This is a genomic window from Chloroflexota bacterium, assembly GCA_026389585.1.
GTDB lineage: Bacteria > Chloroflexota > Dehalococcoidia > UBA2247 > RBG-13-53-26 > JAPLHP01.
In genome coordinates this window covers 1-13,832 of record JAPLHP010000094.1, presented here as the reverse complement: position 1 = coordinate 13,832, position 13,832 = coordinate 1, and the positions used below count along the sequence as shown (strand labels likewise).

Annotated in this window: 14 protein-coding genes and 3 tRNA genes; 8 read left to right on the top strand and 9 right to left on the bottom strand. The window is 53.4% G+C overall.

From position 1 onward, the window contains the following. The first annotated feature begins 653 nt into the window (after window positions 1-653). The gene (locus NTZ04_08715; GenBank protein MCX5992385.1) at window positions 654-1,106 is read left to right on the top strand and encodes a hypothetical protein; all 453 of its coding nucleotides are present in this window, start codon (window positions 654-656) and stop codon (window positions 1,104-1,106) included. Between the two features lie 82 nt (window positions 1,107-1,188). Here the strand turns inward: NTZ04_08715 and NTZ04_08710 are convergent, their stop codons facing one another. After that, entirely contained in the window at window positions 1,189-1,638 is a 450-nt protein-coding gene (locus tag NTZ04_08710) for a hypothetical protein (protein ID MCX5992384.1), read from the bottom strand. A 366-nt stretch (window positions 1,639-2,004) separates the two neighbouring features. Here NTZ04_08710 and NTZ04_08705 point away from each other — a divergent pair, with 366 nt between their 5' ends. The 6 genes from NTZ04_08705 (at window position 2,005) to NTZ04_08680 (ending at window position 5,249) form a co-directional block, all read left to right on the top strand. Beyond that, window positions 2,005-2,547 carry a hypothetical protein gene (locus NTZ04_08705; protein MCX5992383.1) on the top strand — a complete coding sequence of 181 codons (543 nt, stop codon included), beginning with the start codon at window positions 2,005-2,007 and terminating at the stop codon, window positions 2,545-2,547. Between the two features lie 232 nt (window positions 2,548-2,779). After that, window positions 2,780-2,971: a hypothetical protein gene (locus tag NTZ04_08700; protein MCX5992382.1), complete on the top strand. Its 192-nt coding sequence runs from the start codon at window positions 2,780-2,782 to the stop codon at window positions 2,969-2,971. A gap of 707 nt (window positions 2,972-3,678) precedes the next feature. Next, window positions 3,679-4,233 (top strand): RDD family protein, encoded by a 555-nt coding sequence (locus NTZ04_08695; protein ID MCX5992381.1) that lies wholly within the window; start codon window positions 3,679-3,681, stop codon window positions 4,231-4,233. A gap of 183 nt (window positions 4,234-4,416) precedes the next feature. Next, the gene (locus tag NTZ04_08690; GenBank protein ID MCX5992380.1) at window positions 4,417-4,740 is read left to right on the top strand and encodes a hypothetical protein; all 324 of its coding nucleotides are present in this window, start codon (window positions 4,417-4,419) and stop codon (window positions 4,738-4,740) included. Window positions 4,741-5,088: 348 nt separating this feature from the next. Further along, a tRNA-Gly gene (locus tag NTZ04_08685) sits at window positions 5,089-5,163 on the top strand. Beyond that, window positions 5,164-5,249 (top strand) — tRNA-Leu (locus NTZ04_08680). Window positions 5,250-5,320: 71 nt separating this feature from the next. On the opposite strand, the gene NTZ04_08675 is transcribed toward NTZ04_08680, so the two are convergent. From NTZ04_08675 to pdxS, 7 genes are read right to left on the bottom strand one after another with little or no spacing between them, the layout of a single operon-like run. After that, window positions 5,321-5,680, bottom strand: coding sequence for a YraN family protein (locus tag NTZ04_08675; protein ID MCX5992379.1), 360 nt, complete (start codon window positions 5,678-5,680; stop codon window positions 5,321-5,323). Continuing rightward, window positions 5,677-6,303: a ribonuclease HII gene (locus NTZ04_08670; protein ID MCX5992378.1), complete on the bottom strand. Its 627-nt coding sequence runs from the start codon at window positions 6,301-6,303 to the stop codon at window positions 5,677-5,679. Before NTZ04_08670 ends, NTZ04_08675 begins: the two co-directional genes overlap by 4 nt. Next, on the bottom strand, window positions 6,300-7,367 hold the full coding sequence (mnmA, locus tag NTZ04_08665; GenBank protein MCX5992377.1) for a tRNA 2-thiouridine(34) synthase MnmA: 1,068 nt from the start codon (window positions 7,365-7,367) through the stop codon (window positions 6,300-6,302). The genes NTZ04_08670 and mnmA overlap by 4 nt, the downstream gene beginning before the upstream one ends. Beyond that, window positions 7,364-7,993, bottom strand: a complete 630-nt coding sequence (tmk, locus tag NTZ04_08660; GenBank protein ID MCX5992376.1) for a dTMP kinase — start codon at window positions 7,991-7,993, stop codon at window positions 7,364-7,366. Before tmk ends, mnmA begins: the two co-directional genes overlap by 4 nt. Before the next feature lie 9 nt (window positions 7,994-8,002). Further along, entirely contained in the window at window positions 8,003-9,532 is a 1,530-nt protein-coding gene (locus NTZ04_08655; protein ID MCX5992375.1) for an AAA family ATPase, read from the bottom strand. 11 nt (window positions 9,533-9,543) lie between these two features. Continuing rightward, window positions 9,544-10,467, bottom strand: a complete 924-nt coding sequence (locus NTZ04_08650; protein MCX5992374.1) for a hypothetical protein — start codon at window positions 10,465-10,467, stop codon at window positions 9,544-9,546. A 10-nt stretch (window positions 10,468-10,477) separates the two neighbouring features. Then, window positions 10,478-11,359: a pyridoxal 5'-phosphate synthase lyase subunit PdxS gene (gene pdxS, locus NTZ04_08645; GenBank protein MCX5992373.1), complete on the bottom strand. Its 882-nt coding sequence runs from the start codon at window positions 11,357-11,359 to the stop codon at window positions 10,478-10,480. A gap of 335 nt (window positions 11,360-11,694) precedes the next feature. Here pdxS and NTZ04_08640 point away from each other — a divergent pair. Continuing rightward, window positions 11,695-11,770, top strand: a tRNA-Val gene (locus NTZ04_08640). 195 nt (window positions 11,771-11,965) lie between these two features. Here NTZ04_08640 and NTZ04_08635 read toward each other — a convergent pair. Then, on the bottom strand, window positions 11,966-13,600 hold the full coding sequence (locus NTZ04_08635) for an amidohydrolase family protein (GenBank protein ID MCX5992372.1): 1,635 nt from the start codon (window positions 13,598-13,600) through the stop codon (window positions 11,966-11,968). Window positions 13,601-13,832 lie beyond the last annotated feature (232 nt).

Genomic DNA, 13,832 nt, shown 5'->3' with positions numbered 1-13,832 from the left:
GTGTCACCCTGATATTCATGTGTTTTGTCACCCTGAGCGAAGGCGAAGGGTCTCCCTTCAGTAGGGACAGACCTTCAGGTCTGTCCACTAAACCCCGGCTCCAGGGTTCGGACAGAGTCCCTACAGGGTGGAGGAGAATGCACGCCGCATCATGTCATTGCGAGCCATTCTCCACATGGTGGCTGTCGGGTCCCCGACCCGACGCTTGGTATTTCTCGCAATCCCTACATTGGTCTGACCGCATCACACCACCCCGAGATTGCTTCGTCGTCCTTCTGCGGAAGGACTCCTCGCAAAGACAGTAGAAATATCACCCTCACCCTAGCCCTCTCCCATCAAAGGGAGAGGGAATGACACACGGGGCTTCTGGGTCAGGTCGTCCTTCTGCGGAAGGATGACAGGCACCAGTTTCTTGCAACCAGGCACTAGCTTCCTGGATGGCTCGGTGTATTCTCCTGCGTACGGCCAGGCCGATTTCGGTTATAGCAGCACATTCTACCCATTCGATATTGGGCAATGGAGTCTCAGGTGGTATAATCCTCCTGAAGCTTGGCGCAGTTAAACGAAGGGCAGACCTCTTCGGCAAAGGCAGCAAGTGGTTGGCACCGCGGTCAACAATTGTGGTAGTACGCAGACTCTCGTGAGGTGACATTATGGCCAAGACTGAGCTACAAAAGATCATTCGGGCGCCGAGAGAAAAGGTAATCGAATACTTTGGCAACCCTGAGCTATACTTCAGTGTGCATTCGCTTAATGATACCTCATTCAAAATCGTGAGCAGACATGAGAATGAGGTATTGGTTAACACAAAACGGGAGATCAGAGGTCGCCCATTCAACTCAACATACAGGATAGTCCTCCATCTGCCGCATCGCATCGACTCGGAGACATTACTGGGTGTAGACAAAGGTTCAAAACAGACGACAACCTTTGAGGTAGTGCCTGAAGGGACAATGGTAACCTACAAAAGTGACATTAAGATCGAGTTTGGTGGAATAGCTGGGAAGGCCTTGCTCAAGTTGGGGGGGAAGTGGCTGAAGAAGATAACGGAAGATGAGGTGAAAGAGGCAGCGGAGGTGGACCGCAAGTACCTGGAAGGGAAATAATGGCGACTTGTAGAACTTCAGTTGGCCCCTAAGGTAACTGGGGCGTCAAGTTTCTCTCATTTATCATGATCCCCCGACTCTCTCACTCAAGAAGACTTACAATCTCCGGACCGATATTGGAGGGTGACTTCTCGAACTTGATCTGGGTACCCAGTTTCGCCTGGTTGAAGATCTCCCGATTTGTATGAAAGCCCGAGGGGTATTTGGACAGTTTCCCATCAGACAATATGCGCACGCTGATGATGTAGTCGAGTCCAGTATAACCATCTTCTTCAATTTGCCTTTCCAGAGTGTCGCTTACTACAAGGTCACCTTCCGATGGGAAGTAACCAAGGTTTTTGAGTTCTTCGTCATAGACCACGATGGGTTGAACTCCTTCTGATGGCCCATTGCGAACAATGCTATAGGCCGATTTTTCCTTAAGGCCGGATATTGATTTGTAGTCAACAACGCCCTCGGCGGTGCCGCTTTGACTGCAGCCGACACACAGCAGGCTCAACAAAACTGAACACAGAAGCACAAACCTTGACACGATAATGGCCTCCCCCTTTGCAAAGTATTTTACTATGATACCCGAGGGTCACCAATCACATCAACCGCAGCCTAATAACCATAGGGCCACTCCCTACAGTATCATTCCAAGATCCCAAAGCCAATGCCCAATCCGTCCCCCAGTGTATCACCCGCCCAAGACGTCCAGAAGCCACCAGGACAACAACGTTTTGCAGAACTTCAGGCCGACCTCAAATACAATGCACCCGGGGGTAATAATACTACACAAGCTTCCTTTGTATCCAAGCCAAGGTCAAGGGTATACTTTCGCAGAAAGACTCCACCCGAGTGGCTCAAGATTCGAATCCCACCCAGCCGACCATACAATGAGGAGGGACAGTGACAAATGACAAAGGATGAAGTATTCGCACAACTGAGAGAGGCCTTCAAGCTAGACACTACACTGAAGAAGTATAAATCCTTGGAACCCCTGGAGGGATTGACGGAAGCTGTGAAGTATTGGGATTGGGCAAAGGGGATGCAAGACAGGACAACCTCGGATTCGAAGTGGTGGGCATATGAAAATGAGAAGACACTGGCCTATGTCCTGATGGGGATTTTCTGCTGGCGACTTCTCGGGCATGATGACTTTCCCCCTCTTCCCGATGCAAGTCAAACAACCGAGGAGGTTCTCGGGGACCCACACGCTCTTCTCTGCCTGTGGTCGAGATGTCTTCCTTCAGACCATGTGCATAACTGGGAAAACTGTCACCACCATGGAACAACGAATGAGTCTCCATCGCATCCAAAGTGCAAGGCAACGCGACAGAAGGAATGGGGTGGGTTCTATCATCAAATATGCGGTGTCTGTGGTGAAGAGCGTTTTGATCCACAACCACTGCTGGACAAAGCACACGAAACGCTGGAGGAGAGGGGAGTGAAATTATGAGAACAACAAAGACACAGGGGAGAAAAATAGAAGCCGACCGAGAAGTAGTAGCGTCGGGTGTGCCTGCGCTTGCGGAACCTCAGGCTGTCATCAAGGATCACCGACCCTATACAGCACAGCACCATGTCCGGGGATTGCCAGAATGCAGGACTTGCGTCTGCATCCAGAAATGCTGCACTATATAATGTGAGGCAACGATAGATATGGCAGACAATCAATCGGGAGAAGCAGGATGCAGAACATAAGAAGGATGATCACGGAACTGTTATGGGGCCTTCTGGCGTGGGCTCTGGTGCTGGGATTGGGGATCAGCTTTACCTTTGTGGTTAAGTCGGTGTCAGGGCAGGTGCTGTTGCCACTGGAATTCGCCCTTCTTGGCCTGGTGGTTCTGGCCGCCGCTCTTGCAGCCAGAAAAACCAGGTGAATGCACCAAATTTCGCCAGGGTGAAATCGCAGTCAAATTCTCAATGGACTGCGGAGTTGCAGCGCCTTACGCGGCCTTCACCCCGGCGGTGCCTCGTAGAAGCTCAGTCTACCCTCAAATTCATGCTCCCATCTATCAGCATAAGCATTCTTTGTATCCGAGAATGGTTTGAGTGTGGTACAATAAATCTTATGTGTATGGATGCTGTCGCCCATCACTGGGTCATAGACACTCTACCCAGAGGCGGGACATACCATGCCAAGTGCAAGAAATGCGGCGCAGAAAAGGATTTCCCGGAACAGGAACCTCGCCTCAGATTCCATCTATCTAAGAACCCAAGCCCACCACCAACCATAGAGCCACCGCGCTAAGCAGCACTCCCGTACAGGATACTTCCCAGCAGGCTTATCCCAGATTTCCTCACATTATGACTGTACGAACCCATAAATTTCTAACTGCATTCAGAAGTCACCGATGTAGTCCATTTCTGAACTGCCTTTGAGGGATTTCCACCTGCCAAGGCCTTCGATGTTGCTGGCCTACACAGCCAGCAACATTACAGTCCCCTCAGAAGTAGACACACTTGTTATATATAAGAGATAAGCTTATAAGTATCAAGTCGCCACATATCATTGCGGGTCTTTCCGTGTCCAGCAGCAGAACAGCAGGCTTGCGGCAGGCTGATTCCAGCAGGAAGAGGAGGGGACATGTACTGCAGCACATGCACATGGAGAAATGGCGGCGAGGACAGATTCTGCCATAAATGCGCACCGATTCGGCCGGTGTCCCAGGGGTTGCGCGTCGGGCCGACTACTTTGACAGCCAATGCAAGATATGCCAGTTTCCGGACAAGGCTTGGCGCTTATGTTATTGACTGCATTGTGGCGTTAGGTCTTGTTCTTGTTATCTCATACGTGCTCAGTCTGGCAATCGGCTATTGGTTTAAACTTGAGAATGATGGAGAAGTCAAGGCAATGACAGCGCTGGTCGGGCTTGCCATGGGTATATTTGTCCCCTGGGTATATTGGGCAGCCATGGAGAGTTCTTCCAATCAGGCAGCACTGGGAGAAATGTCTTTGGGCATCATTGTCACCGACCATAAGGGTGGGAGAATCTCGTTTTGGAGAGCCACAGGAAGACACTTTCCCAGGATTATCTCGGCACTCATCCTGCTGGTTGGCTACATTATGATAGCCTTCACAGAAAGGAGGCAGGGGCTCCATGACATCATGACCTCATGCCTCGTCTTAAAGCTGGTGTAATCATTGCAGGAGAACCTGAGTTTCTAAGTTCAGTCGAGCCATTCGTTGTTACTGCCATATCATCGAAGCAGGGCATATTGTAAGATCTCAGTCTGTTCTCAAACACCACAGACCTCGTATGGGCTTGTACCATCTATCTCCTGACCCGGCTGAACTGACATCGACTGCTATCTACTTGAGATAGTGCCGGACTTTGAGAAGCTGCAGCAGCAATTGACGGAAGGGGCAAATATGCAACTGCCCAACCTGAAAGATATGATCAGCAGCTTCTCTCTCAATGTGTGGGTTGCCAAGGATACCTTCTTCATCAGCAAAGCACAGATGGAGATGACCCTACTGCTGACTTCGGAAGTTTTAGGTACGTCCGCGGGAGGGGCTGAAATGACGCTGAACATGATCCTGTACCTGCAGTCCCATGACTACAACCAGTCCGTTTCTATAGAGTTGCCTCCAGAAGCCCTAAAGGCTATCGAGGGAACCCCCTCCCCCTTTGGATTGACTTTTTAAGCAAAGGCCAACTATAGGCCAATCCAGAAAGTGAGAGAGAATACGCCAGACTGTGTATCGGGGCCGTTGAAAACATACTGGCAACGAGGAAAAAGGGGGGGGCTCGCTCCTAGGCCGGGCGGCCCCATTATCTCTCTTTAAACAAGGGCATCAAACCCTTGGATCCTTTGCTAAAGAGCCAATCCGAGAGTGCAATTTATTCCGGTTTGATAGAACTACGCCACCCCTGACTGTACTCCATACCCTTGGAAATATTGAAGATAGCAGACGAAGTATGTAGAATATTATATAGTTAGTTCTATAAAGTTAGTTCTATAAAGGCCACGCCTTCATAGACAGGGATGGGCTGCGGAAGTAGTTCAGCGGTAGAACGCCTCCTTGCCAAGGAGGAGGTCGTGGGTTCGAATCCCATCTTCCGCTCCAGCCGAAGTGGCGAAACTGGTAGACGCGACAGTCTCAAAAACTGTTGGGGGGCAACCCCCGTGCTGGTTCGAGTCCGGCCTTCGGCACTCAGAAACGAAAAACCCTAAACCACCTCGAAGGGGATTCCCTCCCTCTCCGCTCAAGCGTCAAGACTACACTAGCTGATGGCATTCTGAATCAATGCCATGCGGGTTGTCTGGCCATCAGTACCAACCTCTATTGCTACCACGTCAAAACGCCACAACGAGGGCAGGTTTCTATGGGTTTGAAGATAGGACAGCGCCACGGAGACAAGCCTCTCCTTCTTGGCAGAGGTCACCGACTCCTCAGGGGTGCCAAACTCAGAGCCGGTTCTGGTGCGGACCTCCACAAAAACAAGATAGTCCTTCTCCTGAGCAATGATATCAATCTCGCCTTCCCGACAGCGGAAATTAGTCTCCAGAATGCGGTAATGTCTTTTCTTAAGGTACTCCCGTGCCCTTTTCTCCCCCAGCGCACCAAGAGCTTGGCGATTCACCTCCGGATCAACCTCTGAACCGGAGCAAAGGACTGGCGATGGATAGGGCAAGGGCCCAGTTCATTCAATCTCGTCAGGTGCTGATTGGTACCATAACCTTTGTGCCTGGCCAGACCATAGCCCGGATAAAGGCCATCCAGATCCACCATGTGACGATCCCGGCTTACCTTAGCTACTATGGAGGCACAGGCAATTGAAAGGGACAGCCTGTCACCATGGATAATGCCCTTTTGAGGCAAAGAGATTTCGGGCAGGGTCAGAGCATCAATAAGAAGGAAGTCGGGAGGGACTGGAAGGCACTCCACAGCCTTGGCCATGGCTAAGTAGGTTGCTTTGACAATGCCCACCTCATCAACAGCAGTGTGAGGGACTGCACCTAACCCCATCGGGATATCAGCCCGCTCAATCATCTTAAACAGGCGCTCTCTTTGCCGGGGTGACAGTTGTTTGCTATCGCGCACCAGCGATAACCAGGGGAGATTGCTCTCCAGAGGCAGTATCACCGCCGCCGCAAACACAGGACCGGCCAGAGCCCCACGCCCCACCTCATCAACACCAGCTATGAACCGATACCCCTGAGCCCTGAGAGCCCTTTCGCTATCAAAGGTAGGCGGTGCGGTCAAGATGCCTCTATTATGCCACCCCCCAGAACCCGCTCACCGTCGTAGAACACGACCGCCTGACCGGGGGTGATGGCCCGCTGTGCTTTATGAAAAAGAACCTCCACCCCCTGCTCACAGGGACGGAGCGTGGCATTTATCTCCGGGGACTTATAACGGATCTTGGCTCTAATAGCTGCGGGGAATTCGGGCTCCCCGGATACAAATCTGACTCCCCTCGCCAGCAGCCTGGAGGCAAAAAGTTTGTCCTCCGGACCAACCACAAGTAAGTTAGTGGCGGCCTCAATGGCTATTACGTAGAGGCGTTTTTCGGAGGAAAGCCCCAAGCCTGTCCTTTGCCCTACAGTGTAGGAGGCTATGCCCCGATGTTTCCCCAATACGTTTCCTTCCATGTCAACGATATCCCCAGAGATGGGAGGAAGGTAACTCATGATGAAGTCACGGTAACGACCACCAGGTATAAAGCACAGGTCCTGGCTCTTTGGCTTATCAGCCACCGGCAGACCTCGCTCCGCCGCCATGCGGCGCACCTGCGTTTTGCGACAATTTCCCAGCGGGAATAGCAATCGTCGCAACTCCCGCTGTCCTAAAGTGTACAGGAAATACGATTGATCATTGGCAGAATCAATACCCCTGAGCAAGCGATATCCATTCTCTGCACCCTCGATCCTGGCATAATGACCCGTGGCCAAATACTCCGCACCCTGGGCCAGAACTGTACTCAGCAGCAGATTAAATTTGATCTGCTGATTGCAGGCCACACAGGGGTTGGGTGTTCGCCCTTGAGCATACTCACGACAGAAGTAATCAATGACAGAATTCCGGAATTCCGTCTCAAAATTGAGCACGTGAAACGGGATACCAAGAAGCCGGCACACCTGATCGGCATCGCTGGCATTTCGAAGAGAACGGCCAGCAGGATGAGGGCTGGGATCACCCGCCCCCTCTTCACGCCACAGTTGCATATGAACGCCAGTGACTTCGTATCCTGCCTCCTTCAGCAAAGCCGCCGACAAAGAGGAGTCCACGCCGCCGCTCATGGCTACAGCAACTCTGGGTTTGCTCACTTTCCATTCTCTCTTCGCAGCATTATCTCAATCCTCTCCCGGATACGGCTCTGGATCTCCCTTTTGGACAAGGCACCGTCAATCACCAGCCAGCGCCCCGGGTCAGCGCCAGCCATCTTGAGATAACCCTCCCGCACCCGCTGATGGAAGGCCAATCCCTCTCTTTCAAAGCGGTCCTGTCTGGCCGATCCCTTGCGAGCCAGCCCTATTTCAACAGGGACATCCAGCAGGATCACCAGGTCAGAGGACAGCCCCCTCGTGGCAGTGTCATTAACGGCCTGAATGGTATCCAGATCGATCCCACGCCCGTATCCTTGATAAGCCAGAGTGGAGTCGGTGTAACGGTCACAGATGACCATAGTGTTTGCTTCCAGGCTCGGGCGAATCACTTCCTCCACCAGTTGCACCCGGGAGGCGGCAACAAGAAACAGTTCCGCCAGAGGTGAGAGAGGGGAACTGCTGATTCGCTTTAGAGACCGTCGAGCCTGTTCACCGAAGGGGGTACCACCAGGCTCATGAGTAAGTATCACCGGGATACTTGAAGCCGACACCCGCCTGTAGAGAGCCCTGGCCTGGGTGCTCTTGCCACATCCTTCGCCACCCTCAAATGTTATGAACAGTGCCAAGAGCCCACCTCAGGAGTTCCTAAATATCTCCACCCGCCGCTGCGGTTCCTTGCCAAAGCTGCGAGAACCTACGCGAGAGCGTTCTGCCATCTGGTGCTGCAACCGACGGACATAGGAATTCTGCCGGCTCAGTTCTACTGAGTCTCTCCCATTCATCACCTGAGCGATAGCTTCTTCCGCTTCCTTCAGAGCAATGCCGATCGCATCCATCTTTCCTCGATTGCCAGCCAGGGATTCCAGGAACTGTTTCATCTCGACCAGGGTATTGCCCTTCAATACATAAACAGGCAGACCTGCCGCTTCAGCATCCCTTACCTTCTGGGGCCTCCGGCGATAGTAGGTCTTGCAGGTCAGAAAGATGCTGGCCTCCCCCACCTCGGAGACAACGCTGATCCCAAACTGTTTCTCTCCCGCCGCCTGTTCCAGCTTCGCCCGGTTGACTCCAAAGAGATAAACCCTCGGCACGGCACTAGTATCTTCGGGTGATTTCCTATCGTTCCTCTGGGCAACCGTCTGATTGTTGGAGAACGTGGGTAATTTTTCCTGCTTTTTTTGCAGACCCCCTTCTTCATCCATCGAGCGGACCTCTCTCGTTATCGGCCTGCCTCTCAGGATAGCATCAACTACTTCGGCTACGTCAGAATGAACGGCCACCCTGTTGAACGCCTGGATTTCCACCAACACATCAAAGGTGGGAGGAGCTTTTCGTTCCAGGATAGACTTCTGAGTGCCTCTTCGCCGCGCCTCCTCGTCACCAAGGGTAACCGTTTGAATTCCGCCGATAACATCAGACAGAGTGGGATTGAGAATCAGGTTCTCCAGGGTATTGCCATGTGCTGTGCCCACCAGTTGAACACCGCGCTCAGCAATAGTACGCGCGGCTGCTGCTTCGAGCTCAGTGCCGATTTCATCAATGACAATCGCCTGCGGCATGTGATTCTCTACAGCCTCGATCATCACCGAATGCTGCATGGTAGGTTTGGGCACCTGCATTCTCCGGGCATGGCCGATGGCAGGATGGGGTATATCTCCATCGCCGGCAATCTCATTGGAGGTATCCACGATGATCACCCTCTTCCCCACCTCGTCAGCCAGGACACGGGCCACTTCCCTCAGCATCGTCGTCTTTCCCACACCGGGACGTCCCAGGAGCAGAATATTTCTGCCTGATTGAACCAGGTCCTCAATCAACTTCATCGTACCGAAGACGGCCCGGCCCACGCGGCACGTAAGACCCACAATGCGCCCCTGACGGTTGCGAATGCAAGAGACCCGATGAAGGGTACGCTCAATCCCGGCACGATTATCATCATTAAAAGCACTGATTCGAGAAGCTACATATTCCAGGTCCTCCTGGACAATTTCTTTGGGACTGAGTACCACCTCATAAGTGGGAAACCTTGCCTCCGCGTGGCGTCCCAGATCCATCACCACTTCCAGGAGTTCACTGCAATCTCCCCGCTGCCTCAGTGGCTCGGAGACGAATGGTGGCAGGATATCCAGCAAGGCATCCAGATCATCTATTATTGTCTTTTGCATTATCCTCCCAGTTAAGCACCTGCCGGCATAAGGCAGGGCTCCGCTACCTTGACCACCAGTTCCTTTGTCAGAGCAGAATATGTTGATAATTGACTGAAACCCCGGCGCCCCAGTAATCGAGATAGCTCCTGATTAAATGCAGGAGCCAGGCAATATAAATGACGGCAACCACTGAGGCATGTTAAGCCATATTCCATTACGTTCTCCATCTCTCCACGGGAAGCAGCTATTACCTCCAGTTGCCCCATATCGCGGCTGGCCCTAACTGCAATCCAGCCTGCAAAGAACCCCCCTCTTTCAAAGACCCATTCCTGCCCCAGTCTCCTGCCCTTATTGGCCTGCCATTGGGCAAAAGTCAGCCCTTCAACCCTGCGGATCGAAATGGGGACACACTTCTCATATAGTTCAAAAAGTCTCTGCTCATCACCGGCCTGCTTGCGGCGAGGAATAGAATTGGGAGAGACCTCATTAACTGCCACCTTACCTTCTGTCTCTCTCTTATCACACCAATAAAGACACTCCGTTGCATAGGGCAAGAAACCAGCCTTCTCGGCAGCATTCAAAAGGGGACTGGCGGCAGGAAGACGGAGGAAGACTCTCTGTACCGCCAGTTCTCCTCCGACGACACCTACATGTTCCAGGAGCAAAATACAGCAGTCAACATCTTCCTCACGGAGCATAAGCCGATCCACCTCCCAAGCCTGGGGGCTGGAACGATCTCTAACGGAAGCCACCCCACGCAGACTAAAGCCTTCTGTGCATACCCAAACGCGCGTTTTCAATTGGGGATTGAACCACTGGCCCAGGAGGTTGGGCAGACTGGCTAAGGCCGTTTCTTTTCTGACTATGTTATCTTTGGTACCGGCTCTATTAGCCAGTGCTCCGCCTTGAAGGAGAATATCCAACACATCCAAAGGGAAAAAGGAGCGAATCATAAAATACGCCCTACCACCCTCGAGTTGCCAGCAACTCCTCCTTGGGAATTCCCTTTATATCCAGCCCTGGCATGGCACCACGCAAGCCTCTGGAGACCTGGGCGATGATCTTGGCATCACGATAGTGGGTAGTAGCTTTAACAACGGCCTTGGCCATTGCTGCCGGGTCGCTGGATTTGAAGATACCAGAACCGACGAAGACTCCTTCGGCCCCCAGTTGCATCATCAATGCTGCGTCTGCCGGGGTAGCTACACCACCGGCGGCAAAATTGACCACCGGCAGTTTGCCTGTCCGATGCACCTCCAGTACCAGTTCAAAGGGAGCCCCTATGGCCTTTGCCTCTGCCATCAGTTCCTCTTCACGCATGTTCACCAGCTTCTGGATACCACCCATAACCGCCCGCATATGTCTTACCGCCTCCACAATGTTCCCCGTGCCAGCCTCACCCTTGGTACGGATCATGGCCGCACCTTCGGCAATACGGCGCAGGGCTTCGCCCAGGTCGCGGCAGCCGCATACGAAGGGGACCTTGAAATCATGCTTCCAGACATGACAGGCCTCATCAGCAGGAGTAAGTACCTCAGATTCGTCTATGAAATCGACACCGAGGGCTTCCAGCACTTGCGCCTCAACAAAGTGGCCGATACGGCACTTAGCCATCACCGGGATAGTCACTGCTTCCCTAATAGCCAGAACCACATCCGGATCAGCCATGCGGGCCACGCCGCCGGCAGCTCGGATATCCGCCGGAACCCTCTCCAGGGCCATTACGGCACACGCGCCGGCTTCCTCAGCTATCTTCGCATGATCCGGGGTGACCACATCCATAATCACACCGCCCTTCAGCATCTGGGCCAGCCCGGTCTTAACGGTCCACGTCCCCGTCTCCATCCTTACCTCCTGCGCTGCTCCCGCGTATATACGATATCTAGAATCACGCCAGCATTAATCCTTGACGTTCCAAACAACTCAACTACATATTGACAAACCAAGAACCTGCTATAACTCACTCATCAAGTCTATCTATGTTTATACTCCCTATTCTATAGTTGTCATAGTCCTTTATCAAGTGCTGGCCACCACTGGTAAACCCAAGATCACCCCCGGGCAACACTTGCATACAAGGGTGTTCAACGAGCAGCCAGAGAAAGTCATCCGGCCACATTCTTCAAGCCGCGCACGCCGTGCTTGACTCTGGCCAGCATATTTGATAACTTCTTCTAGTTGGGCGATTAGCTCAGTGGTTAGAGCGCTGCGTTGACATCGCAGAGGCCACTGGTTCAAGTCCAGTATCGCCCACCAGATTTATGTCTTCTTGCTGCCCTCCAACCAAGACTGCGGGGTTGATGCAACATAGGCATCGTCACCGATCTCAGTCTCGAAAGCAACTGGCAGATCAGGACAGGGCCTGGCATCGTGACTGCCCAGATGACGCGGTCCATCATGAGGAGGGGGATCTCCCGCGTCGTCTGTCCGCTCGTCTTATTCCTCGAACAGTCACATCCTGAGCACCTTGCCAGCCCTTACACCACTCGCGTAAGCCCCATCCTTCACCACGTGCGTCCCATTCAGGAAGACGTGACGAATGCCTACTGGCCTGCCGGCAAACTCTCGTCCCACCAAAGGCGCTTCTGAGATCGTTTGAGGATCGAACACCACAACATCAGCCGCCTTCCCGGGCTCCAGCCTGCCCCGCTCCTTCAGGCCAAAACGGTCAGCGCTGGCGGAGGTCATTCTCATGATGGCATCTTCGACACTGAACAGCTTCCTTTCTCTGGCATAGTGCCCCAATACCTTGGGAAACGTCCCGAAAGCCGCAGGATTCGGATATCCTCGGCTTCGGATCAGCGCGTCTGTCTCAAAGAGACAGCTGCTGTGAGAAAGGATGGCCTCCAGAGGCTTCTCGTTGCCGGGTTCACCAGCCGCCGCCTGGCACAACACAGCGGCACGGCCATTCGAAGACTCGCACAGCCTGAGCAAGGCATCCATGGGCGACACTCCCCATTTGCGGGCGATCTCGCCAATCGTCAGACCGCTCAGATCTTCCCATCCACCAACCCCCGCATCCATCAGCCGGGCTTGCTTCTTGTAATCATACCCTAATCGCCGGTGTAAGAAAACGAAATCGACATTGACGCGCATGCGCGCCCACCGACTCTTGTATCCCTGAGGCAACCTGGCAATGAACCACAGCGGCAGCAGGGCAGACACGCTCCCGTTGATTTCCGTATAGGGAATCGCATCTATCATAACATCGACACCTTGGCTGCGGGCCTCCTCAATCATGCCGAGGTACCTGTCGACTGTTGGCCAAGTCACGCGGAAGAGCAACATGGCGTGAGAGACCTGAAGCGATACGCCCGTGCTGCGCGCGACGTCAATCATCTCCTGCAGGGCAAGCAGGTTGTGAGGCATCAAGGACAACGGCGAGTAGATCGTGCCCACCCGGCAGTACGTTCTCAGGTGCACCGTAACCGGCTTCTTCGCTTTGGCAGCGACCGCGCTGAAGGCTTCAACTTCCTCCTTCGGAGACCAGATACCGGGGTCGTAGCCCAGGCCAAAGCTCAAGCCGCATGCACCCTCGTCCAGAGACTGCTGAGCCTTCGCGAGGCAGTTCTTCAACTCATCGGACTTCATAGTTCCCCGACGCGTGCTGGCTGCCGCTATCCTGATCGTCGCATGACCCACTAACTGCGCCAGGTTCAAGACCGGCTTTCTCTCTTGGATTCGGTCCAGGAACTCTCCCATTGAGCGCCAGCTATAGTCCAGCGGTTTCTCAAAGGGGCCCATCAGCCTGCCCTCGAGCAGGGGAAAAGTCTCAGCCTCGACAGGTGCCGGCGAGAATCCGCAGTTGCCGGCCACTACCGTTGTCACGCCCTGCTCCAGGAAGCACTTCAGCATGTGGGGGTGATCGTCCAGGGGAAGGGACCAGTCCATGTGGGAATGGGCATCGATAAAGCCAGGAGCCACAACGCAACCGGTTGCGTCAATGACCGAATCTGCTGCAGGAAGCGCTTCTCCGGCTCTCAAGAGCGCCTTGATCCGGTCACCTTCTATGAGGACGTGACCATCACGAGCTTGGCCGCCAGTACCATCGACTATCTTGCCGCCACGAAGCAACGTCGTTTTCATCTCACACCTCCACTATTCTGTGCAACGCAATTGAAGCTCACATCCGAGCCCAGAACACACCTATGCAAGACTGACCCGGCAGTAATAGTTATACCCGAATTCTACAGTTTGGGAGGGGAAAGGGCGATTCTGAACGGGAACCATCGTATGGGTCAGTTCCTTGGCACCACATTGGTGATAGGTGTGACCGGGGGTGGGACTGCCACTCCCACTGCCTGTAGCACCTTGCCGG